21 protein-coding genes are annotated in these 19,931 nt (G+C 70.7%); 11 read left to right on the top strand and 10 right to left on the bottom strand.

Features of this window, described 5'->3' with window-relative positions; genetic code table 11:
* Nucleotides 1–123: 123 nt before the first annotated feature.
* Complete coding sequence (locus JJB11_RS25450; RefSeq protein ID WP_201178076.1) at nucleotides 124–1,191, top strand: hypothetical protein; 1,068 nt, start codon at nucleotides 124–126, stop codon at nucleotides 1,189–1,191.
* Here JJB11_RS25450 and JJB11_RS25445 read toward each other — a convergent pair.
* From JJB11_RS25445 to JJB11_RS25430, 4 genes are all read right to left on the bottom strand, one after another.
* Nucleotides 1,188–2,354, bottom strand: coding sequence for a serine hydrolase domain-containing protein (locus JJB11_RS25445; protein WP_201178074.1), 1,167 nt, complete (start codon nucleotides 2,352–2,354; stop codon nucleotides 1,188–1,190). The two genes, JJB11_RS25450 and JJB11_RS25445, sit on opposite strands and share 4 nt — an antisense overlap.
* Before the next feature lie 87 nt (nucleotides 2,355–2,441).
* On the bottom strand, nucleotides 2,442–2,786 hold the full coding sequence (gene sorB / locus JJB11_RS25440) for a SorB family sulfite dehydrogenase c-type cytochrome subunit (protein WP_201178072.1): 345 nt from the start codon (nucleotides 2,784–2,786) through the stop codon (nucleotides 2,442–2,444).
* 9 nt (nucleotides 2,787–2,795) lie between these two features.
* A complete protein-coding gene (sorA, locus tag JJB11_RS25435) occupies nucleotides 2,796–4,019 on the bottom strand; it encodes a SorA family sulfite dehydrogenase catalytic subunit (RefSeq protein WP_201178070.1) in 1,224 nt (407 codons plus the stop codon).
* A 165-nt stretch (nucleotides 4,020–4,184) separates the two neighbouring features.
* Nucleotides 4,185–4,553 carry a hypothetical protein gene (locus tag JJB11_RS25430; protein ID WP_201178068.1) on the bottom strand — a complete coding sequence of 123 codons (369 nt, stop codon included), beginning with the start codon at nucleotides 4,551–4,553 and terminating at the stop codon, nucleotides 4,185–4,187.
* Between the two features lie 163 nt (nucleotides 4,554–4,716).
* Here JJB11_RS25430 and JJB11_RS25425 point away from each other — a divergent pair, with 163 nt between their 5' ends.
* Nucleotides 4,717–5,532 (top strand): phytanoyl-CoA dioxygenase family protein, encoded by an 816-nt coding sequence (locus JJB11_RS25425; protein ID WP_201178066.1) that lies wholly within the window; start codon nucleotides 4,717–4,719, stop codon nucleotides 5,530–5,532.
* Between the two features lie 34 nt (nucleotides 5,533–5,566).
* Here the strand turns inward: JJB11_RS25425 and JJB11_RS25420 are convergent, their stop codons facing one another.
* From JJB11_RS25420 to JJB11_RS25410, 3 genes are read right to left on the bottom strand one after another with little or no spacing between them, the layout of a single operon-like run.
* Complete coding sequence (locus JJB11_RS25420) at nucleotides 5,567–6,883, bottom strand: NRAMP family divalent metal transporter (RefSeq protein ID WP_201178064.1); 1,317 nt, start codon at nucleotides 6,881–6,883, stop codon at nucleotides 5,567–5,569.
* Nucleotides 6,884–6,903: 20 nt separating this feature from the next.
* The gene (locus tag JJB11_RS25415; protein WP_201178062.1) at nucleotides 6,904–7,638 is read right to left on the bottom strand and encodes an anti-sigma factor family protein; all 735 of its coding nucleotides are present in this window, start codon (nucleotides 7,636–7,638) and stop codon (nucleotides 6,904–6,906) included.
* The gene (locus JJB11_RS25410) at nucleotides 7,628–8,311 is read right to left on the bottom strand and encodes a sigma-70 family RNA polymerase sigma factor (protein ID WP_207190142.1); all 684 of its coding nucleotides are present in this window, start codon (nucleotides 8,309–8,311) and stop codon (nucleotides 7,628–7,630) included. The genes JJB11_RS25415 and JJB11_RS25410 overlap by 11 nt, the downstream gene beginning before the upstream one ends.
* Before the next feature lie 48 nt (nucleotides 8,312–8,359).
* Here JJB11_RS25410 and JJB11_RS25405 point away from each other — a divergent pair, with 48 nt between their 5' ends.
* From JJB11_RS25405 to JJB11_RS25385, 5 genes are all read left to right on the top strand, one after another.
* The gene (locus tag JJB11_RS25405) at nucleotides 8,360–9,250 is read left to right on the top strand and encodes a metallophosphoesterase family protein (protein WP_201178058.1); all 891 of its coding nucleotides are present in this window, start codon (nucleotides 8,360–8,362) and stop codon (nucleotides 9,248–9,250) included.
* Between the two features lie 9 nt (nucleotides 9,251–9,259).
* A complete protein-coding gene (locus tag JJB11_RS25400) occupies nucleotides 9,260–9,634 on the top strand; it encodes a cupredoxin domain-containing protein (protein ID WP_201178056.1) in 375 nt (124 codons plus the stop codon).
* Between the two features lie 110 nt (nucleotides 9,635–9,744).
* Nucleotides 9,745–9,969: a hypothetical protein gene (locus JJB11_RS25395; RefSeq protein ID WP_201965105.1), complete on the top strand. Its 225-nt coding sequence runs from the start codon at nucleotides 9,745–9,747 to the stop codon at nucleotides 9,967–9,969.
* A 94-nt stretch (nucleotides 9,970–10,063) separates the two neighbouring features.
* Entirely contained in the window at nucleotides 10,064–11,179 is a 1,116-nt protein-coding gene (locus tag JJB11_RS25390; RefSeq protein ID WP_201178054.1) for an NADH:flavin oxidoreductase/NADH oxidase, read from the top strand.
* Nucleotides 11,180–12,601, top strand: a complete 1,422-nt coding sequence (locus JJB11_RS25385; protein WP_201178052.1) for an FAD-dependent oxidoreductase — start codon at nucleotides 11,180–11,182, stop codon at nucleotides 12,599–12,601.
* Between the two features lie 31 nt (nucleotides 12,602–12,632).
* Here JJB11_RS25385 and JJB11_RS25380 read toward each other — a convergent pair whose 3' ends face one another.
* The 3 genes from JJB11_RS25380 to JJB11_RS25370 all read right to left on the bottom strand — a co-directional run bounded on the left by JJB11_RS25380 (nucleotide 12,633) and on the right by JJB11_RS25370 (nucleotide 15,996).
* The gene (locus JJB11_RS25380; protein ID WP_201178050.1) at nucleotides 12,633–14,351 is read right to left on the bottom strand and encodes an AMP-binding protein; all 1,719 of its coding nucleotides are present in this window, start codon (nucleotides 14,349–14,351) and stop codon (nucleotides 12,633–12,635) included.
* A gap of 105 nt (nucleotides 14,352–14,456) precedes the next feature.
* A complete protein-coding gene (locus JJB11_RS25375; protein WP_201178049.1) occupies nucleotides 14,457–15,350 on the bottom strand; it encodes a polysaccharide deacetylase family protein in 894 nt (297 codons plus the stop codon).
* Between the two features lie 139 nt (nucleotides 15,351–15,489).
* Entirely contained in the window at nucleotides 15,490–15,996 is a 507-nt protein-coding gene (locus JJB11_RS25370) for a nucleoside 2-deoxyribosyltransferase (RefSeq protein WP_201178090.1), read from the bottom strand.
* Between the two features lie 55 nt (nucleotides 15,997–16,051).
* Here JJB11_RS25370 and JJB11_RS25365 point away from each other — a divergent pair, with 55 nt between their 5' ends.
* From JJB11_RS25365 to JJB11_RS25350, 4 genes are all read left to right on the top strand, one after another.
* On the top strand, nucleotides 16,052–16,741 hold the full coding sequence (locus JJB11_RS25365; protein ID WP_201178047.1) for a response regulator transcription factor: 690 nt from the start codon (nucleotides 16,052–16,054) through the stop codon (nucleotides 16,739–16,741).
* Nucleotides 16,742–16,747: 6 nt separating this feature from the next.
* Nucleotides 16,748–18,175: a sensor histidine kinase gene (locus JJB11_RS25360; RefSeq protein WP_201178046.1), complete on the top strand. Its 1,428-nt coding sequence runs from the start codon at nucleotides 16,748–16,750 to the stop codon at nucleotides 18,173–18,175.
* A 125-nt stretch (nucleotides 18,176–18,300) separates the two neighbouring features.
* Entirely contained in the window at nucleotides 18,301–18,723 is a 423-nt protein-coding gene (locus JJB11_RS25355) for a tripartite tricarboxylate transporter TctB family protein (protein ID WP_201178044.1), read from the top strand.
* Nucleotide 18,724: 1 nt separating this feature from the next.
* Nucleotides 18,725–19,931 (top strand): tripartite tricarboxylate transporter permease (locus tag JJB11_RS25350; protein ID WP_201178042.1); only part of this gene is annotated, 1,207 nt, incomplete at its 3' end.

Here is a 19,931-nt window from a genome sequence, read left to right as displayed (position 1 = left end):
CTTCCGGGTACACGGCGCGGCACGGGCACGCGCGCAGACGCGATGGTAGGGCAGCGCACGCAACCCGGCGGGGACGATTGTGGGTAGGCTGCACGGGACCGCCGGATCCCGAACGTGCACGCCATGCTTGCCACCGTATTCGAATGCACGCTCGGCTTCCTGCTCGCCTGCATCACGCTGCGCGACGTCTTCGACACCGTCGTGGTGTCCGGGCCCGCAGGCGGCACCTTGCGTGTCCCGCGCCGCCTCGTGGCCGTGTTCCTGCCGGTGTGGAAGCGCGTGGCCCATCGCCCGATCGGCGTCGAGTTCGCACCGCTGGTGCTGGTCGCCTCCTTCGCGGTGTGGATGCTGCTGCTGGTGCTGGCCTTCGGCCTGATGGCGCACGCGCTGCGCGACTCCTTCTCGCCGCGTCTGCCGGGCTTCGGCCAGGCGCTCTATCTCGCAGGCAGCGCACTGGCGACCGTGGGAACGGCAGGCCTGGAGGGAAACGGGCTGGCCGCCGTCGTGGTAGTCGGCGCGGGCCTGTGCGGCCTGGCGGTGATGACGATGGCGGTCACCTACCTGATCGAGGTGCAGACGAACATCGGCAGCCGCGATCGCGGCGTGCTGAAGATCACCACCACGGCCGGACAGCCGCCCACCGGCGTCGCCGTGCTCGAGCGGTATGCCGCTCTCGGAAGCCGCGATGAACTCACGGAAGTGCTGAGGCACGGGCGCGACTGGAGCGCGAGCGTGCTGCAGAGCCACGAATCGCATCCGCCGCTGATCTACTTCCGCAGCGCAGGCACCGCCGCCGGCTGGCCGGCGACGGTGGGCGCATTGATCGACCTGTCGCTGGTCATCGAACTGCTGCTGGACGAACCGCAATGGCGTGGCGCTGCCGTGCTGCTGCGCGAACAATGCGAGCGCCTCGTCGAGGATCTGGCGACCTTGCTCCACCTGGAGCCGGCGCCGGCCGAAGCCACACCCGCGGACGTGGATGTGGTGCGGGAGCGCTTGCGCGTCGCCGGCTACCGGCTGCGCGCCGATGCCGATCCGGCGGCGTTCCTCGCCGCGCGCCAGCAGCAGGCGGCCTGCGTGCAAGCCTTGTCCCGGCACCTCGGCACGCCCGGCGCGCCGCTCCTGCCGCCGCCCCAGGCGATCGAGAAGCTGCGTGCGTCCCGGCCTCCTGCACGCGGGGAACAGGGCTAGCGACTGCCCAGGTCGCTGCGCAGGGCACGCAGGAATTCGGGCCAGAACGGCAGGTCGCTGCCCATGTAGCGCTGCGTCATCAGCACGGCGCCGAGGTCCTCGCGTGGCGAGAAGAACCACTTGGTGGCGGCCAGTCCGCCCCAGTACACCTGCCCTTCCACCAGTGAGACCCCCGGCGTCTCCTGCATGACCACCGCAGCGGCAAGGCTGTGGCCGCGCCCCACCTGCAGCGGCTGGCCGGGAAACTGGATCCACATGCCCGGCGGCAGCTGGTTGCGCGTGACGAGCGCCATGGTCTCGGGCCGCAGCAGCGGCGCGCCGCCGTGCAGCAACGCCTGCACCAGCGCGCTGTAGTCCGCGAGCGAAGTGGCCAGGCCGCCGCCGCCGCCGAGGAAGGGGACGCTGGTGAGGTACGCGCCCTCATAAGGCAGGTGGTCCGCGCGGCGCAGTCCCGGCCGCAGCGGCTCCTTGATGCTGCCGATGTAAAGCGCAGCGAGCCGCTCCTGCCGGTCCGGGGGAACGTGGAAGAAGGTGTCGCGCATGCCCAGCGGCGCGAAGATGTGCTCGCGAAAGTAATCGTCCAGGCGCTGCCCGGAGACGACTTCCACCAGCCGTCCGACCACGTCGGTGGCCACCGAATAGTTCCAGTCCGTGCCGGGCTCGAACAGCAGCGGCAGCCCGCCCAGCGCTTCCATCATCTGCGCGAGATCCCTTGTCGGATGGAGCACGCGCGCCTGGTTGTAGGCCTTGGCGATCGGCGCGTCGGGTTGCGTGAACCCGTAGGTGAATCCCGCCGTGTGCGTGAGCAGGTGCCGCACCCGCACCGGCTCGCGCGCAGGGACGGTGTCGTCGATGCTGCTGGCGCCGGGACGCAGCACGCGCAGGTTCTTCAGCGCCGGGATGTACTCGCCGACCGGGTCGTCGAGGCCGAAGCGGCCTTGCTCGTGGAGCTGCAGGGCGGCGCAGCTGGTGACCAGCTTGGTGTTGGAAAAGGCACGGAACAGGTGGTCCTCGCGCAGCGGGATGGCGGCCTCGCGGTCCGCCCATCCGAGGCATTTGCGACCCAGCACTTCACGGGCGCGGAACACCTGGTACGACACACCGGCGAGTTGTTCGCCGGCCAGCACCGCCTGCAAGGCGGCATCCACTGCGGGAAAGTCCATGCGTCTTCGGTCCTCGGGGTTGCTCAGGCGCATTGTGGCGCCCGCCCCGCTGCGCTGCGTCCGCGCGGCTGTCCCTTGCGGGACCGATTACTTCGTCGTCGCCGCCGCGGCCGGCTGCTCGTTGCCGTAGGTCTTCACCAGGTAGTCCACGATGACGGGCATGTCGGCATCGGCGATCGGCGCCTTGAACACCGCCTGCATGCGCTTGACCATGGCTTCCCAGTACGGCCGCGGCGCGGTGCGGGGCTGGTACAGCATGTACTCGGCGGAATGGCAGGCGACGCAGTTCGCCTGCGCCTTCGCGTAGCCCGGCAGCGGACTCGCCCTGAGCTGCACGCCATCGGGCGGCAGGTTCACGCCCTTGGTGACGGCGAAGCTGGGTTGCGCAAGCAGGAACGACAGCGCCAGGAGAGCGGGGACCAGGGTCTTCATGTTCGCTCCTCAGGCGGCGGTGAGCTTGACGGATTCGACCACGTTGCGCATGTAGCCCGCCGGGTTCCACAGCGCCTCCATGGGCTGGCTCTGGCCGGACCGGTTCCAGGCCCGCACGCGCAGGTCGTGCGTGCCGGCCGCCGGCGTGAAGCCGAAGGTGAACTCGCGGAACGAATAGCGGCCCAGGTCCGTGCCCAGCCGCGCCTCCCGCCATGTCGCGCCCCCGTCGGTGGAGTACGCCACCTCGCTGATGCCCTGGCCGCCGTCGAAGGCGATGCCGCGCACCGCCAGCGCCTGGCCCGCACGCACGCGCGCGCCGTCCGCCACGGAGGTGATGAAGGAGCGCACGTTGAAGCGGCCGATCGGCCGCGTGGCTGCGGGCGCCTGGCCCGGTGGCACGCAGGCGCAGTCGTTGTCGGGGATGCGGTAGGCCGGCTTCATCCAGAAGCCGTCGAACTCGTGGTCGATCACCTGGATGTCCGACAGGTGCTTGACCCAGTAGGTGCCGTAGTGGCCCGGCACCACCAGCTTCACCGGGAAGCCGTTGAGGAAGGGAATGTCCTCGCCATTCATGCGATAGGCGACCATCACCTCGCCGTCCATGGCGTGATGGACGTCCAGCGCTTTCACGAAGTCGCCGCCGCCGAACACGCCGTTGTCCAGGCCGTCGAAGGTCACCTGCCGCGCGGCGTTCGTGGGCTCGGCGCGGGCCAGGATGTCCTTGAGCGGCACGCCCACCCAGCGCGCATTGCCCATGGCGCCGTTGGCCAGCTGCCCACCCTGCACGCGCGGGTTGAACAGGCCGCGGCTGTTGCCCGAGCACTGGTTGACCGCAAGCAGTTCGACCGGACGGAATTGCGAACGCAGCTCGGCGACCGTGATGGAGAACGGCTTGGCCACTGCGTTGCCGCCGATGCGGATCGCGTGCGCATCGCCGTCGATGGGGCCGGGCAGGCCCGCATTGTGGTAGCGGACGAAGAAGGCATCGTTGGGCGTGATCAGGCCCTGGTTGAACACGTCCCACGGCGTTTCGAGCTGCGGCGGCCGCGAGGTCAGCACGATCATCGGCCGCTTCTCGGGATAGGCCACGAGCCGGCGCACGCCGTTGTCCATGGGCAGATCGACGAGCTGGTCGTCGGCGAACGCAGGACGCCAGCTGCCCAGGGCGGTGGTGGCGAGCGCACCTGCGCCCGCTGCCAGGATGCGTCGGCGCGACGGTGCGCGATGGTCCATGCGAGTCCTCCCTGCGGCACCCCGCCGCACTGGGCGAGTCTGCCGGGCAGTTAGAACTTGCGGCCTAGCAGCTTCCCTAATAACCGCGCTTGCCCCATCACGGCAAAGCGGACCCGCAGGTCCGCCTCTTGCCGATGCGCCGCGCTGGCGGCGCCCCGCTCGCGCTCAGCGACGGTCGTGGTCGTGGTCGTGCTCGTAGCGCTCATGGCGCTCATGGCGCTCGTGCTCGCGCCACTGCTCGCGCCGCCACTCGTCACGGCGCCCGTAGCCGTAGCCGTCGCCGTAACCCCAGGCGGGCGCGGTGCGCACGTACACCGGCTGAGGTTGCACGTACACGGAGCGCGGCTGCACGTAAACGGGGGCGGTCTGCACATACTGAGGATCGCTCCCGTACACCGGCGCCGGAGCGACCATGCCGGGAACGCCGAGGAACACATGCACGTCGGTGCGGGCCTGGGCCGCGGACGCGACACCCAGCAGGCCGAAGGCCACGGCCGCGGCAGCGATCAGGCGGGGTTGACGGATCAGGGACATGTGAAACTCCTTGGTTGGTAGACGCATGGTGCAACCGGTCGGGTGAACGCTTCCTGAACGGTTTGCAGATTTCCCGGGCGCCCCGCGCCTCGCGCCCTGCACACCAAACGCCGCCATGTTTTCCCTATCGCGCCGGCGGCCGCCCGGCGGGATACTGCCGGCCATGGCCATGCTCTCCCCCGACGAAATCGCGCGCTACCACGCGGACGGCTGGGTCCGTCCCGCCTTCCAATTGCCAGCCGCGCGCGTGTCCGCGCTGCGCTCAGCGCTCGACGACCTGATCCGCCGCAACCCGGGCGTGCGCCCCGAGAAGCTCGTTTCCGCGCACATCGAGGGCGACAACGGCGAGGGCGTGCGCGGCAGTTCCGACTTCCTGGAACTCGCGCGCGACCCCGACATCGTGGAACTGGTGTCCGGCGTCATCGGCGAGGACGTGATCCTGTGGGGCTGCCACGTGTTCTGCAAGCCGCCCGTGGACGGCTTCGAGACGCCCTGGCACCAGGACGGCCACTACTGGCCCATCCGGCCGCTCGCGAACTGCACGGTGTGGGTGGCGCTGGAGGAGTCCGACATCGGCAACGGCTGCCTGCGCGTGATCCCGGGCTCGCATCGCGCCCAGGTGCTGCACGAGCACCTGCACGAGGACCGCACCGACCTGACCCTGCAGCAGCGCATGGCGCCCGGCACCTTCGACGAGAACGACGCCGTCGACGTGGAGCTCGCACCGGGGCAGATGTCCCTGCACGACGTCTACATGATCCATGGCGCGCGGCCCAACACCTCGCAGCGCCGGCGCACCGGCGTGGCCTTGCGCTACATGCCGGGCAGCTCGTTGTTCGACCGCAGCCTGCGGCCCGTCGACGGCAAGACCGGCGTGCCCGTGAACTTCGCGCAGCGGCCGCTCTGGCTGCTGCGCGGCGAGGACCGCACCGGCCGCAACGATTTCCGCGTCGGGCACGGCCGCGTCCCGGGCGCGTAGTTCCTCGCGCGGCACGGAGCCGCGCGACGAGCGCTCAGAGCGAGGTCGCCAGCAGCGCCAGCACCGCGATGGCCATCACGCCGGTGGCGGCCCACCCGAACAGGCGATGGCGCCGGCTCATGACCAGCCGCCCCATGATGCGGTGCGACTGGCCGATCCACATCATCACCACCATGATGGGCACCGAGATCACGCCGTTGACCATCGCGCTCCACACCAGCGCCTTCATGGGGTCCAGCTCCAGCCCGCCCATGATGGAGCCGATGCCGGTCGCGGCGAAGATGATCAGGTAGAAGCCCCGCGCCTCGCGGAAGCCACGCGACAGGCCCGCGCGCCAGCCGAACACCTCGCTCACCGCATAGGCGGCCGAGCCCGCGAGCACCGGTACGGCGAGCAGGCCGGTGCCGACGATGCCGAGCGCGAACAGCGCGAACGCGAACTCGCCCGCCACGGGCCGCAAGGCCTCGGCCGCCTGGGCGGAACTCTGGATGTTCGTGACGCCATGCGCGTTGAGCGTCACGGCGGTCGCGAGCACGATGCACAGCGCGACGATGTTGGAGATCAGCATGCCGGCATAGGTGTCGACCTTGATGCGTCCCAGGTGTTCGGCCGCGTACACGGGATGCTTGCGCAGGCTGGCCACCTCGGGCTGGCGCCGGCGGTCCTCGGCTTCCTGCGTGGCCTGCCAGAAGAACAGGTACGGGCTGATGGTCGTGCCGAGCACGGCCACCACCATGCTCGCGTAATCGACTGCCGATGCGTGCGGCGGCATGAAGGCCCACGGCCGCAGCGACTGGGAAGCGGCCTCCTGCCAGGGCACGTGCACCGTGAGCACCACGGCGACGTAGGAGAACAGCACCAGCGTCAGCCACTTCAGGATGCGCACCGTGGACTCGTACGAGAAGTACACCTGGCTGGCGATCGACAGCAGCCCGAAGGCCAGCACCAGCAGCACGCGGTTGCCGCCCGCCAGCAGGCGCACGGCCTCCCCCATCGCGGCGATGTCGGCGGCGATGTTGATCGTGTTCGCGACCACCAGCGCGCCGACCAGCGCCATGGTGAGCCAGCGCGGGCACATCTTGGCGATGTTGCTCGCCAGCCCTTCGCCGGTGACGAAGCCGATCCGCGCGGACAGCATCTGGATGCCGATCATCAGCGGGGTGGTGAGCAGCAGCGTCCACACCAGCCCGAAGCGGAACTGCGAACCGGCCTGCGAGTAGGTGGCGATCCCGCTCGGATCGTCGTCGGCGGCTCCGGTGATGAGGCCCGGGCCAAGGCGTTGCGCGATGCTCTTGGTGGCGGCGTCGGCGGGCTCGACTTCGGGCTCGGCTTCGGGCGGCTTGGGCGGCATGCCGGCATTCTGCCCGCAGCTCAGCCTTCTTCGCGACAGGCGCGCACGAGTTGCGCGAATTCCTGCTCGTTGAGGTCGGAAACCAGCCGGTGCGCCATGCCGCCGGCGCTCCACTGCGCGATGCGGAAGCCGCGCTGCAGCGCGAAGCGCGGTGCGCTGTCGGACTGTCCCGTGGGCCAGAGGAAGTGGTCCGCCGTGTGTTTCCCTTCGCGGTACACGAGGACGGCGACCTTGCGACCATCGATGTAGTCGACGCGGCCGCCCAGCAGCTCCACCCCCGCGATGGGCGGCACGCGCACGGGCGGCGAGAAATCGAGCTGGGTCGCGAACCAGGGCTTCACCGTGTGCTGGTCCGACGAAGCGACGTCGATCGGGCGCTGCGTGAGCGCGGCGCGCACGTGGCTGGCGACGAGCTCGTCGCGCTCGCGCTGCGCGTCCTGCCCGTGCAGCAGGCCGACGTCGACCACCACCGCCGCGAGCGCCGCGAACGCGAGTGCGGGCACCAGCGGGCGCCAGCGGCCCAGGCGCACGCGTGGCGACGCGGCCGGTGCGCGCGCGAGCCGCCGCAGGTCCGGCGGCGCAGCGTGGTAGGGCGCGTGCTGCCGCACCGCATCCGACAATTGCCGCAGGCGTGCCGCCTGTTCGCGCAACTGCGCATCGGCGGCCAGCCGCTGCTCGAACGCGAGCTGCGCGCCCAGCTCCATCTCGCCATCGACATAGGCGTGCAGTTCGCGCGCGTCTTGATCAGCCCGCATCGGCGGCCTCCTTTCCCGGCGTGCCAGGCACCGCCTGCAGTTGCGGCCGCTGGCCTTCGAGCAGCCGGCGCAGCTGTTCGCGGCCCCGCGCGAGCCGCGACATGACGGTGCCGAGCGGAAGGTCCGCGATGCGCGCGATGTCCTTGTACGAGAGGTCCTCCAGTTCGCGCAGCACGATCACCTCGCGGTAGGCGGGCGGCAGGCAGCCCAGCGCCCAGTCCATGCGGGCGCGGTCCGCCTTGCGCGCCGCCTGCGCCTGCGGTTCGTCGCCAGCCGGCGCCTGCACTTCGCGCCAGTTCTCGTCGTCGTCCAGCGGCACCAGCTCGGCGGGCCGGTTCTGCTCCAGCCACGACCAGCAGGTATGGCGCACGATCTGCAGCAGCCAGGGCCGCGCGTTGTCGCCGCGCAGCCCGTGGAAGTAGCGCAGCGCGCGCAGCAGCGCTTCCTGCACGACATCGCGCGCGTCGTGGTCGTCGCGGGTGAGCCAGCGCGCGAGGTTGTACGCCGCGTCCAGGTGCGGCAGCACCACGCGTTCGAACCGCACCCGATCTGCTGCAGGGTCCACCTTGCTCCTTGGCGTCTGCCTGTCTACCGCCGCCGCAGCCCGTTTATTCCCCGACCCGACCGGGCTCGCGGTCTCTGGAATACCGGCGCCCGGCGCCCGGTACCGCAGGAAGCGGCGCACGCACCGAGCCGCCGCCCATCCTTCCAGGAGCCCGCCATGGACCCGATAGACCGCCGCGCCTTCCTCCGCCTCGCCGCCTACGGCGGGGCCGTGTTCTCCTCGGCGCTGGCCACCGGCTGCGCGCAAGGCGGCGCGCCCGCCGGTGACGACTTCTTCTTCGTGCAACTGTCGGACGTGCACTGGGGCTACCAGGGCGAGGCCAACCCCGATGCCTCCGGCACGCTGCCGCGCGCCATCGCCGCCGTCAATGCCCTGCCGGTCGCTCCCGACTTCATCGTCTTCACGGGCGACCTGACCCACACCACCGACGACCCGCGCGAACGGCGCCAGCGCATGGCGCGCTTCCAGGAACTCGCCGCGGGCCTCAAGGTGCGCGACATCCACTACCTCGCCGGCGAACACGACGCCGCGCTCGATGCGGGCAAGGCCTTCCGCGAATTCTTCGGACCGACGCGCTACACCTTCGACCACAAGGGCGTGCACTTCATCGCATTGGACAACGTGAGCGACCCGCGGGCAAGCCTGGGCGAGGAGCAGTTGCAGTGGCTCGCCGACGACCTGGGGCGCCAGCCCGCCGACGCGCGGATCGTGGTGCTCACGCACCGGCCGCTGTTCGACCTCTATCCGTCCTGGGACTGGGCCACGACCGACGGAGCGCGCGCGATCGAGATCCTGTCCACGCGCGCGAACGTCACGGTGTTCTACGGGCACATCCACCAGGAGAACCACCACCGCACCGGCTCCGTTGCGCACCATTCCGCCCGCTCGCTGATCTATCCCCTGCCGGCCCCGGGCTCGCAGCCGAAGCGCACGCCGCTGGCCTGGGACGCGGCGCATCCCTATGCAGGGCTGGGCTTCCGTGAAGTCGAGGCGCCCCACGGCGCCGCGGCCTGGGATCTCGAGGAATATCCGCTGGCGCGGGCCTGAGGCAGCACCATGAACGACCCGACCCGCCGCGCCATCCTCGCCCGCAGTGCCGCGCTGCTCTGCGCGCCCGTGGGCGTCCTCGCACTCGCCCAGGCCGACACGACCGAGGCCCAGCCACTGGACATCGTCGCGAAGAAGTTCGAGTACGTGCCGCCACGCATCGTCGCCCACAAGGGGCAGCCCCTGCTGCTGCGCTTCACCGCGCCGGAGGTTCCCATGGGCGTGCAATTTTCCGACTTCGGGGTGCGCGCCGACATCCTGCCCGGGCGGCCCACGCTCCTGCGGTTCACACCGGACCGCGCCGGCACCTTCACCTTCCATTGCGACGTGTTCTGCGGCACCGGGCACGAGGACATGGCGGGAACGCTGGTGGTCAGCGACTGACGGCGGCACGGCCCCGACGCCCGCCTACACGCGAACGCTGCTCGCGTCGCATGCGCTCGCACGCAACTGCGGGCACGCTGGGCTCCTCAACCACCTAGAGGAACCACACCATGAAGAAAGCACACATCCTGGGCCTGACCCTTTGCCTCGCGCTGGCGGGCGTGTCCACCGGTGCCAGCGCCAAGGGCTGCCTCAAGGGCGCTGCGGCCGGCGGCGTGGCGGGGCACTTCCTGCACCACCATGGCCTGGTCGGCGCGGCGGCGGGCTGCGCGGTCGGCCACCTGCACGCGAAGCACCAGGCGGCGCGCGACACGAACGCGACGCGGCACGGCTGACGCTAGGGCGCCCGGCGGGTCGGGCGGGGGCGTGAACCCAGGCGCGCCCCCGCCCACGCGGCTTCCGGTATCGTGCGCGCAAAGGAAACCCGCCATGAGCCGCCTGTTCGAAGCCTGGGACCTGGGCCCGCTGCGCCTGTCCAACCGGATCGTGATCGCGCCGATGTGCCAGTACTCGGCCGAGGAAGGCTCGGCCACGGACTGGCACATGATCCACCTGGGGCACCTGGCGCTCTCCGGCGCCGGGCTGCTGATCGTGGAAGCCACCGCGGTTTCGCCCGAGGGGCGCATCACGCCGACGGACCTGGGCCTGTATTCCGATGCGAACGAAGCGGCGCTCGCCCGCGTGCTGCAGGCGGCGCGCGCGCATTCGCCGATCCGCTTCGCCATCCAGCTCTCGCATGCGGGACGCAAGGCGTCCAGCCGCGCCCCCTGGGAAGGCGGTGCGCAGATCCGTCCCGGCGAGCCGGGCGGCTGGAAGACGCTGGCGCCCAGCGCGGTGCCGCATGCCGAGGGCGAGGACGTGCCGCTGGCGCTGTCGCTGGCTGACCTGCAACGCATCCGGGCCGATTTCGTGCGGGCGGCGGAACGCGCGGTGCGGCTGGGGTTCGACGGAATCGAGATCCACGGCGCGCACGGCTACCTGCTGCACCAGTTCCTGTCGCCGCTCGCCAACGAGCGCACCGACGCCTACGGCGGCAGCCTGGAAAACCGCATGCGTTTCCCGATCGAGGTCTTCGATGCGGTGCGCGCGGTCGTGCCGGCGCGGATCCCGGTGTGGATGCGCATCTCGGCCACCGACTGGGTGCCGGGCGGCTGGGACATCGAAGGAACCATTGCGCTGTCGCAGGCGCTGAAGCCGCGTGGCTGCGCGGCCATCCACGTCACCACGGGCGGCGTGTCGCCGCGGCAGGCGATCCGCCTCGGCCCCGGCTATCAGGTGCCCTACGCGCAGCGGGTGCGCGCCGAGGTCGGCCTGCCGACGATCGCCGTGGGCCTCATCACCGAGCCGGAACAGGCCGAGGCCATCATCGCGGCGGGCGAGGCCGACGCGGTGTCGCTCGCGCGGGCGATGCTGTACGACCCGCGCTGGCCCTGGCATGCAGCCGCGAAGCTGGGCGCGCACGTGAACGCGCCGCCCCAGTACTGGCGCTCGCAGCCGCGCGAATACAAGGACTTGTTCGAAGGGTCGCACTTCGGCCAGCGCTAGGTGCAAGCGCCCTCTTCCTTCGACGCCGTCGTGGTCGGCGCCGGCGTCGCCGGGCTGTTCTGCGCCACGGCGCTCGCCGACGCCGGCCTGAGCGTCGCGGTGCTCGAGGCGCGCGGCAGTCCCGGCGGGCGCGCGCGCAGCTGGATGGACGCGAACACCGGGACCGAGGTGGACATCGGTCCGCACGTGGTGAGCACCGAGCACCGGCAGTTCCTGCGCATGCTCGAGCGGCTGGGCACGCGGGAGCACATCGCCTGGCAGGACGAGCCCCTGATCGAACTGCTGGATGCGAAGCAGCATCTCGCCGTCGCCAACGTGGACTGGATGCCGCCGCTGCACGGGCTGCCCAACCTGCCCGTGGCGCTGCGCCGGCTGGGCATCGCCGATGCGCTGTCGCACGTGCGGGTTGCGTGGCAGGCCTTGCGTGCGAACGTGCGGCGCCAGCGCGCCCTGGACACGCAGGACGCGCTGCACTGGTTGCGCAGCCTGGGCGTGAGCGAACGCGCCATCGCCTGGTTCTGGCGCTCGGCCATGCTCGCCGTGCTGAACGTGCCGCTGGAGCAATGCTCCGCCGCCGCGGCGATGCGCATCTTCCGCCTGATGCTGGGGCGCAGCGGCTATCACTTCGGCTTCCCCGCCGTGGGCCTGTCGCAGCTGTACGTGCCCGCATGCACGAAGGCGATCCGGTCGCGCCGCGGCGAGGTGTTCACCGGCGCGCTGGTGCACAGCGTGCAGGTGCGCGGGGATGCCGTGCGCGCGGTGCGCCTGCGCGACGGCCGCTGCCTCGCCGCGCCGGTGTGCGTGGTGGCGCTGCCCCCGTGGCACGCCGGACCGCTGCTCGCGCGCAGCGCCGAGCCGGCGCTCGCGCCGCTGCAGCAGGCGGCGCGCGCGTTCGTGGGCGCGCCTTATGTCAGCACGATGCTGTGGTTCGACCGTCCCGTCGGCGCGCCGCGCTTCTGGGCGCGCGTGTGGAATCCGCAGGACCTGAACACGGACTTCTACGACCTCGCGCGCATCCGCAGCCGCGCGCCGAGCCCTGCGTCGCTCATCGCCTGCAATGCGATCGGCCCGAACGCGCGTTTCGCCTGGACCGATGCGCAGGTCGTGGCCCGCACGCGCGAGGAGCTCGTGGAAGCGGCGCCGGCGGCGGCCACTGGGCGACTGCTGCATGCGCGCGTGCACCGCATCCGCGCGGCGATCCCGCAGCCGCGGCCCGGCACGGAGACGCTGCGGCCGGGTGTGCGCACGCCGGTCAGGGGCCTGTTCCTCGCGAGCGACTGGTGCGACACCGGCGTGCCCTGTTCGATGGAGAGCGCCGCGCGCGCCGCGGCGCTGGCGGCCGGCGGCATCGTCGGCGCGACGCTCGCGCTGCCGCCGCCGGAGACCTACGGATTCGCCGGCCTGCTGCGCGAGCGCAACTGAAGATCAGGCCTGCGCTCGCCGCAGCGCGAAGCTAACGCGCCGCGGCGGCCGGCTCGCCCAGTTCCTGCTCGGAGAAGTCCTCCTCGAAGAATTCCAGCGCGACGCGCTGGCCGGAGGCGCGTAGCTCGGCCTCCTTGCCGCGCAGTTCGACGCGCCGGATCTTGCCCGAGATCGTCTTGGGCAGCTCGGCGAACTCGATCCGCCGCACGCGCTTGAACGGCGGCAGCTGCTGGCGCAGGAACACGAACAGGTCGCGCGCCACGGCCCGCCCCGGCTCGCGGCCGGGCGCCAGCACCACGAAGGCCTTCGGCACGGCGAGCCGCAGCGGGTCGGGGCTGGGCACCACCGCGGCTTCCGCCACGGCGGGATGCTCGATCAGCACGCTCTCCAGCTCGAAAGGGCTGATGCGGTAGTCGGAGGCCTTGAACACGTCGTCGGAGCGGCCGATGTAGGTGATGTAGCCGTCGGCATCGCGGCTGGCGATGTCGCCCGTGTGGTACGCGTTGTCGCGCGTCGCTTCGGCCGTGCGCTCGGGGCTGTCGATGTAGGCGTCCATGAGGCCGAGGGGCCGCACCGCAAGCGGCAGGCAGATCTCGCCCTGGTCCGACTCCTTTCCTTGCGCGTCGAGCAGGACCACCTGGTAGCCGGGCAAGGGACGGCCCATCGACCCCGGCTTCACCCGCTGGCCCGGAGAGTTGCCCACCTGCGCGGTCGTCTCGGTCTGTCCATAGCCGTCGCGCAGTTCCAGTCCCCAGGCGGAACGCACGCGTTCGATGATCTCCGGGTTGAGCGGCTCGCCGGCGCCTATCACCTCGCGCAGCCGCAGCTTGCCGCGGTAGGCCGCCAGGTCCTCCTGGATCAGCATGCGCCAGACGGTCGGCGGCGCGCACAGCGAGGTCACGCCGCGGCTGGCCAGCACGTCGAGCAGGGCGGTGGCCTGGAAGCGCTTGTAGTTCGAGATGAAGATGCAGGCACCGGCGTTCCACGGCGCGAAGAAGCAGCTCCACGCATGCTTGGCCCAGCCCGGCGACGAGATGTTCAGGTGCACGTCGCCGGGCTGCAGGCCCAGCCAGTACATCGTGGAGAGGTGGCCCACGGGATAGCTCTGGTGCGAGTGCAGCACCAGCTTGGGCGAGGCGGTCGTGCCGGAGGTGAAATACAGCAGCAGCGGATCGGTCGCTCGGGTGACCCCGTCCGGCTCGAAGCGCTCGGCGTGCGCGGAGGGCGCGTACTCCACGCAGCCCGGCGCGGCGCCGCCGACAGCCACGCGCTTGCAGGTCGCGGGCACCTGCGCCAGCTTGTCGGCGCTCGCGGCCGCAACGATCGCGAGCTTCACGTGGCCGCGCTCCACCCGGTCCAGCACGTCCTGCGGCGTGAGCAGCGTGGTCGCGGGGATCACCACCGCACCGAGCTTGATCGCGGCGAGCATGATCTCCCACAGCGCGACTTCGTTGCCCAGCATCAGCAGGATGCGGTCGCCCCGCCGCACGCCCTGCGCGCACAGGAAGTTGGCCGTGCGGTTCGAGCGGGCCGCCAGCTCGCGGAACGACAGCTTCTGCTCGCGGCCGTCCTCCTCCACGATCCAGAGCGCGCACGCATCGTTGCCGGCGGCGAGCGTGTCGAAGTAGTCCAGCGCCCAGTTGAACTCATCCAGCTGCGGCCAGCGGAACTCGCGGCAGGCCCGCTCGTAGTCGGTGCGGTGCGCCAGCAGGAAGTCGCGGGCGCGGATGAAGGGCTCGGCATGAGCCATAAGTTCTCTCCCGATGCGAAGACGTCGCAGGGGATGATGCCGCCACCGCTGCCGTCCCGTGCAAGGGGCTTGCCCTGATTGGCAAGGCCGTCGTGGCGAGCCGGGTCAGCCCTGCGCGGTCTCGGAGAGGAACCAGTCGAGGATCTGCTCGCCCGACCACACCAGCACGCCTTCGCGACCGAGCACGTGGTCGTACAGCTCCTCGAGGTAGCCGATGCGGTGCGGCACGCCACTGAGGTAGGGGTGGACCGAGATCGCCATCACGCGCGGCTGGGTCGCGCCATCGCGCCACAGCCGGTCGAAGTGTGCCTTCCCGCGCCGGAGCATCTCGTCCGAAGGGTGCTGCTGCACGGCGGAGATGACCACATCGTTGAGGTCGACGGTGTACGGCACCGAGGTGATGCGCCCCTTGGGCGAGCGCAGCGCCACCGGCTGGTCGTCCAGCACCCAGTCGGCCACGTACTCGATGCCGCACTCGGCAAGGTAGTCCAGGGTGTCGTCGGTCTCGGTGAGGCCGGGGCTCTCCCATCCGCGCGGGGCCTTGCCCGTGAACCGGCGGATCGCCTCGATCGTCTGCCGGATCGCGGCCTTCTGGTCTTCCAGCTTGTGCATCGGTCCCTGCACGTAGCCGTGGCCCATGAACTCCCAGCCGGCCTCGAGCGCGGCGCGGCAGACCTCTTCGTACAGCTCGCACACCTGTCCGTTGAGTGCGAAGGTCGCCGGCATGCCGCGGCTGCGGATCGCATCGAGCAGGCGCCAGAAGCCCACGCGCATGCCGTACTCGTGCCACGCCCAGTTCGGCACGTCCGGCAGCAGCGGCGCGCCCATCGGTGGCGACAGCACCGCGCGCGGCATCGCACCGGAGGGCTGCCAGGCTTCGACGTTGACGATGTTCCAGACGACCACGCGCGCGTCGCCGGGCAGGCGCAGCCTGGGGCGGTTGACGATGGACTGGTAGGGCGCGCGGGCGCGCACGCTGGCGCCGGTGGGGGAATTCATGGGCCGTCCTTGCGAGATGGGTTCAGCGATGGGGGCTGCGCCGGGATGCTAAGGGTGGCGCCGCAGCGGCGCAATGCGGGGTCGCCTCAGGCCGCAGGCGTGCGCGCGACTTGAGGGCGTGACCGTGCCGGCTCCCGCCTCATGTCGCTTGCTCGCTGCGCACCCGCTCCAGCGCCGCGCGCAGGTCACCCACGACGACGCGGCAGGGCACGCCCAGCATCAGGTTGAGGGGCAGGCCGAACTCCTCCAGCTCCCAGCCCGCCGCATCGACGAGCCCCGTGCCCACGGCATGCGGATGGCGCCGGCGGATGCGCTCGGCCAGGCTGCCGTGTTCCGGCACGTAGGCGACCACGGGCTTGCCGCGCGCCACCGCATAGCCCACCTCGAAGCAGGTGCCGCTGTCCGGTTCGGGGCCACGGAAGAAATCGAGGTTGGCGAGCACCGCGTCGCAGCGCTCGATGTGCGCGATGTTGGCGCGGTAGATGCGGCCGGCCGCCTCCTGCGGCGGTAGGTCGCGCGGCAGCGAGGTGTCCAGCGGGAACACGGCCTCGAAGCCGTACTCGGCGCAGAGGGCGACCAGGCGGCGGCCGTGGTCGGTGGCGTCGGGCCGGAACACGTCGGGCCCGGCGAGATAGAGGCGGTGGATGCGCACCCGCCGATTGTGCTGGCGGGCGGCCCGCGCGGGTCGCTACCATCGCGGGATGCGAATCCTCCTGGTCGAAGACGATGCCGTCCTGCGGGACGTGATGCTGCGGCGCCTGCGCGAGTCGGACCACCGCGTGGATGAAGCGGCCTCCGTGGAGCAAGCAGACCACCTGTGGCGCGTGCAGGCGTTCGACGTGGTCATCCTGGACCTGAACCTGCCATTGAGCGAGCGGGCCCACGCCGGCCTGGGCAGCGGGCTGTCGCTGCTGCGGGCCGCCCGCGCCCGCGGCGATCGCACGCCGGTGCTGGTGCTGACCGCGCGCAACCGGACCGACGAGCGCATCGCCGGCCTGAACGCCGGCGCCGACGACTACCTGGGCAAGCCCTTCGACCTGGGCGAGGTCGAGGCGCGGCTGCGGGCCCTGGTCCGCCGCGCGGCCGGCAGCGAGGACCAGGTGAGTGTCGGCAAGCTCACCCTGGACCGCGCGACGCGGCGCTTCGAAGTGGAGCAGACGCTGCTGGAGCTGCCCGCCCGGGAATTCGAAGTGCTGTGGGAGCTGATGACGCCGCCGGGACGCGTGTGCAGCAAGCGGGAGCTTTCGGCCAAGCTGTCGGAACTGGACGACCTGTTGCCCGACAACGCGCTGGAGGCGTTCATCTCGCGCCTGCGCAAGAAGCTGGCCGGATCGGGCGCACAGATCCGCACGCTGCGCGGGCTGGGCTACCTGGTCGAGCCGCAGGAGTAGCGCCGCATGGCGCCGCAGCCCGACGGCCCGGCCGTGAACGCGGCGCAGCCGCCTCCGCCGACGCTGGGCCAGCGGCTGCTGCGCACGGTGCTGCTGCCGCTGGCGATCACCTGGATCGCGGGCGCGGCGGTCTCCTTCTCCGTCGCCCAGTACTTCACCCAGCAAACTTTCGACCGCTCCCTGCTCGACGATGCGTCCCTGCTGGCCGCGCACGTGCGGATGGTGGATGGCCGGCTGCGGCTCGAGCTGTCGCCGGCCGAGATCCGCGCCGTCCTGTACGACCAGACGGAGACGGTCTATTTCAGCGTGCACGCGGCCGACGGGACGGTGGTCGCGGGCGAACCCCTGCTGCCCATGGGCGCCGAGGGCGCCCGGCCCTTCCACTTCGACGACGTTCCCTTCGACGAGAAGATCCTGCGCGCGGTGCGCCTGTGGGAGGACGTGCCGGCCCCCTTCGAGGTGACGGTGGCCCAGACGACCTCGTCGCGCAACGCCGCCCTGCGCCAGCTGATGTTCTATTCGCTGCTGCCGCAGCTGGGGCTGCTCGTGCTGCTGGCGCTTTGGCTGCGGCGCTCGATCGGGCGGGATGTCCGGCCGCTGGGGACGCTGCGCCACGCGCTGGAAGACCGGGGTTCGCAGGACTTGTCGCCGGTGCCGACCGAAGCGTCCACGCGCGACGTGCAGTCGCTGGCCGCCGCAATCAACGCCTTGCTGCAGCGGCTGGGCCGCAGCATCCGCGCCCAGAAGGAATTCGCCGGCAACGTCGCGCACGAGCTGCGCACGCCGCTCGCGGGCATCCGGGCGCTGGCCGAGTACGGGCTGGGCCGCCAGGACCCCGCCGTGTGGCGGCAGCAGCTCGAAGCCATCGCCGCGAGCGAGGTGCGCGCGACCGCCCTGGTGGACCGCCTGCTGGCGGTCGCCCTGGCGGCCGAAGCGGAGAGCGCGCTCGAGCTGAAGCCCGTCGCCCTGGACGCCGCGGTCCGGGAGGCCGTGTTGCGCTACCTGCGCCGCGCCGATGCGGCCGGCGTGGACCTCGGGGCGCTAGGGATCGATGCGCGCGTCTGGGTGGAGGCCGAGCCCACGCTGCTGGAAGGCATCCTCAACAATCTGATCGACAACGCGCTGCGCTATGGCGGCGGCGGCGGCTCGCCGCCGGCCATCACGGTGGCCGTCGAGCGCCGCGACGGCGAGGTCGTGCTTTCGGTGCAGGACAACGGCCCCGGTGTCCCGCACGAACAGCAGCTGGCGCTGGCCGAGCGCGGCGCACAGGGCGAAGCCGGCCAACTGCTGGGCGAAGGCGTGGGCCTGGGACTCGCGCTGGTGGCCCAGTACGCCCGCCTGATGCGGGCCCGCATGCGCCTGCGGACGGCCGACTCCAGCGGCGGCTTCGTCTGTGAAATCGCCTTCCCCGTTGTCCCCGCGCCGGCGGCCTGACGGCCGAGCCGGACCAATCTACGTACTTTCCACCCGCCCCAGGTCAGACTCCGGTCAGGTACAAAGCCGGAACATCGGGCACCCCGCATTCCGGCGGGCAGACCAGACCCACCTCTCCCCTCCCTATGATTGACCGCAACCTTGCCAGGGGCCTGTTCCTCATGGCGATTTCCCTGGCCTTCGGCCTGACGGCGCTGAAATACCCGATCGGGGAATTCAGTCGCGCGGGCCCCGGACTGTTCCCCGCCATCGTCAGCCTGATGCTGTTCCTGATCGGTGTCGCGACCGTGATCCGGTCGCGGTTCGTCGACAAGACGGCGCTCACCATCAACCCCAAGAACATCGGCATCATCCTGGGCAGCCTGATCGGCTTCGCGGTCATCACGCTGTTCGTGAACATGCTGGCGGCGGTGGTCTTCATGGTGTTCTTCTCGACCCTTGCCGGTACGAGCTATTCCTGGAAGCGCAACGTGAAGATCTCCATCGGTCTTTGCATCATGGCTTTCGTGTTCGCCAAGTTCCTTGGCATGAACCTGCCCCTGTACTGACATGGACGTCATCCACAACCTGCAGTTCGGGTTCTCGCACGCCCTGACGCTTCACAACCTGATGTACTGCGCCATCGGGTGCGTGGTCGGCACCCTGGTGGGGCTGCTGCCCGGCCTCGGCCCGCTGGCGACCATCTCGATCCTGCTGCCGCTGACGTATTCCATCCCCACGGGTGGCGCGCTGATCATGCTGGCCGGCATCTACTACGGCGCCCAGTACGGCGACTCGGTATCGGCGATCACGATGAAGATCCCGCATGCCAGTTCGATCGTGGCGTGTATAGACGGCTACGCCATGACGCTCAAGGGCAAGACGGGCCTGGCCCTCTTCACCGCGGGCATCTCCAGCTTCATCGGCGGCACCGTCGCCATCCTGGTGCTGGCGTGGTTCGCGCCGATGCTGGGCGAAGTGGCCTTCCTGTTCGGGCCCGCCGACTACTGCGCACTGATGATGGTGGGCTTCGTCTGCGTCAGCTTCGTGACCACCGGCAGCTTGCTGAACGGCCTGGCCATGTGCCTGATCGGCGTGCTGCTCGGCCAGATCGGCACCGACGTGAACTCCGGCGCGCAGCGCTTCACCATGGACCTGCCCTTCCTCGCGGACGGCATCGGCGTGGTGAGCATCGCGCTGGGCTGCTTCGGCATCGCGGAGATCACCAAGAACCTCGACGAGAAGACCGAGCGGACTCCCTTCAACGGGAAGATCAAGCTCATGCCCACCTGGCCCGAGTTCAAGCGGATCATCCCCAGCGCCTTGCGCGGTAGCGCGATCGGCTCCTTCCTGGGCATCCTGCCCGGCGGCGGCCCGGTGATCGCCCAGTTCGCCGCTTACGCGATCGACAAGAAGGTCAGCAAGTACCGCGACGAGATCGGCACCGGCGCCATCGAAGGCGTGGCGGGCCAAGCTGCGGCCGACGAGGCCGCTGCGCGCACCAGCTTCATCCCGCTGATGTCCATCGGCATCCCGGAGAACGCGGTGATGGCGCTGATGATGGCCGCCTTCATCATCAAGGGCATCCAGCCGGGTCCCAACATGATCGCTGGCCACCCGGACCTGTTCTGGGGCCTGGTCGCCTCCATGTGGGTCGGCAACGTGTTCCTGGTGGTGCTGAACGTGCCGCTGGTGCGCTACTGGCTGTCGGTGTTCAAGATCCCGTACGTGGTCCTGTTCCCCTGCATCCTGTTCTTCTGCTGCATCGGGACCTACT

The sequence above is a fragment of the Ramlibacter ginsenosidimutans genome, from assembly GCF_016654015.1.
In the GTDB taxonomy this organism is placed as follows: Bacteria; Pseudomonadota; Gammaproteobacteria; order Burkholderiales; family Burkholderiaceae_C; genus Ramlibacter; species Ramlibacter ginsenosidimutans.
Note: the sequence above shows the minus strand (reverse complement) of the source record. Positions and strands in the feature narration are given on the sequence as shown.

What these genes read in the sequence shown, in the direction of transcription:
- JJB11_RS25450 (WP_201178076.1), top strand. Translation starts at nt 124, where the DNA reads ATGCTTGCCACCGTATTCGAATGCACGCTCGGCTTCCTGCTCGCCTGC.
- JJB11_RS25445 (WP_201178074.1), bottom strand. Translation starts at nt 2,354, where the DNA reads ATGGACTTTCCCGCAGTGGATGCCGCCTTGCAGGCGGTGCTGGCCGGC.
- sorB (WP_201178072.1), bottom strand. Translation starts at nt 2,786, where the DNA reads ATGAAGACCCTGGTCCCCGCTCTCCTGGCGCTGTCGTTCCTGCTTGCG.
- sorA (WP_201178070.1), bottom strand. Translation starts at nt 4,019, where the DNA reads ATGGACCATCGCGCACCGTCGCGCCGACGCATCCTGGCAGCGGGCGCA.
- JJB11_RS25430 (WP_201178068.1), bottom strand. Translation starts at nt 4,553, where the DNA reads ATGTCCCTGATCCGTCAACCCCGCCTGATCGCTGCCGCGGCCGTGGCC.
- JJB11_RS25425 (WP_201178066.1), top strand. Translation starts at nt 4,717, where the DNA reads ATGGCCATGCTCTCCCCCGACGAAATCGCGCGCTACCACGCGGACGGC.
- JJB11_RS25420 (WP_201178064.1), bottom strand. Translation starts at nt 6,883, where the DNA reads ATGCCGCCCAAGCCGCCCGAAGCCGAGCCCGAAGTCGAGCCCGCCGAC.
- JJB11_RS25415 (WP_201178062.1), bottom strand. Translation starts at nt 7,638, where the DNA reads ATGCGGGCTGATCAAGACGCGCGCGAACTGCACGCCTATGTCGATGGC.
- JJB11_RS25405 (WP_201178058.1), top strand. Translation starts at nt 8,360, where the DNA reads ATGGACCCGATAGACCGCCGCGCCTTCCTCCGCCTCGCCGCCTACGGC.
- JJB11_RS25400 (WP_201178056.1), top strand. Translation starts at nt 9,260, where the DNA reads ATGAACGACCCGACCCGCCGCGCCATCCTCGCCCGCAGTGCCGCGCTG.
- JJB11_RS25395 (WP_201965105.1), top strand. Translation starts at nt 9,745, where the DNA reads ATGAAGAAAGCACACATCCTGGGCCTGACCCTTTGCCTCGCGCTGGCG.
- JJB11_RS25390 (WP_201178054.1), top strand. Translation starts at nt 10,064, where the DNA reads ATGAGCCGCCTGTTCGAAGCCTGGGACCTGGGCCCGCTGCGCCTGTCC.
- JJB11_RS25380 (WP_201178050.1), bottom strand. Translation starts at nt 14,351, where the DNA reads ATGGCTCATGCCGAGCCCTTCATCCGCGCCCGCGACTTCCTGCTGGCG.
- JJB11_RS25375 (WP_201178049.1), bottom strand. Translation starts at nt 15,350, where the DNA reads ATGAATTCCCCCACCGGCGCCAGCGTGCGCGCCCGCGCGCCCTACCAG.
- JJB11_RS25365 (WP_201178047.1), top strand. Translation starts at nt 16,052, where the DNA reads ATGCGAATCCTCCTGGTCGAAGACGATGCCGTCCTGCGGGACGTGATG.
- JJB11_RS25360 (WP_201178046.1), top strand. Translation starts at nt 16,748, where the DNA reads ATGGCGCCGCAGCCCGACGGCCCGGCCGTGAACGCGGCGCAGCCGCCT.
- JJB11_RS25355 (WP_201178044.1), top strand. Translation starts at nt 18,301, where the DNA reads ATGATTGACCGCAACCTTGCCAGGGGCCTGTTCCTCATGGCGATTTCC.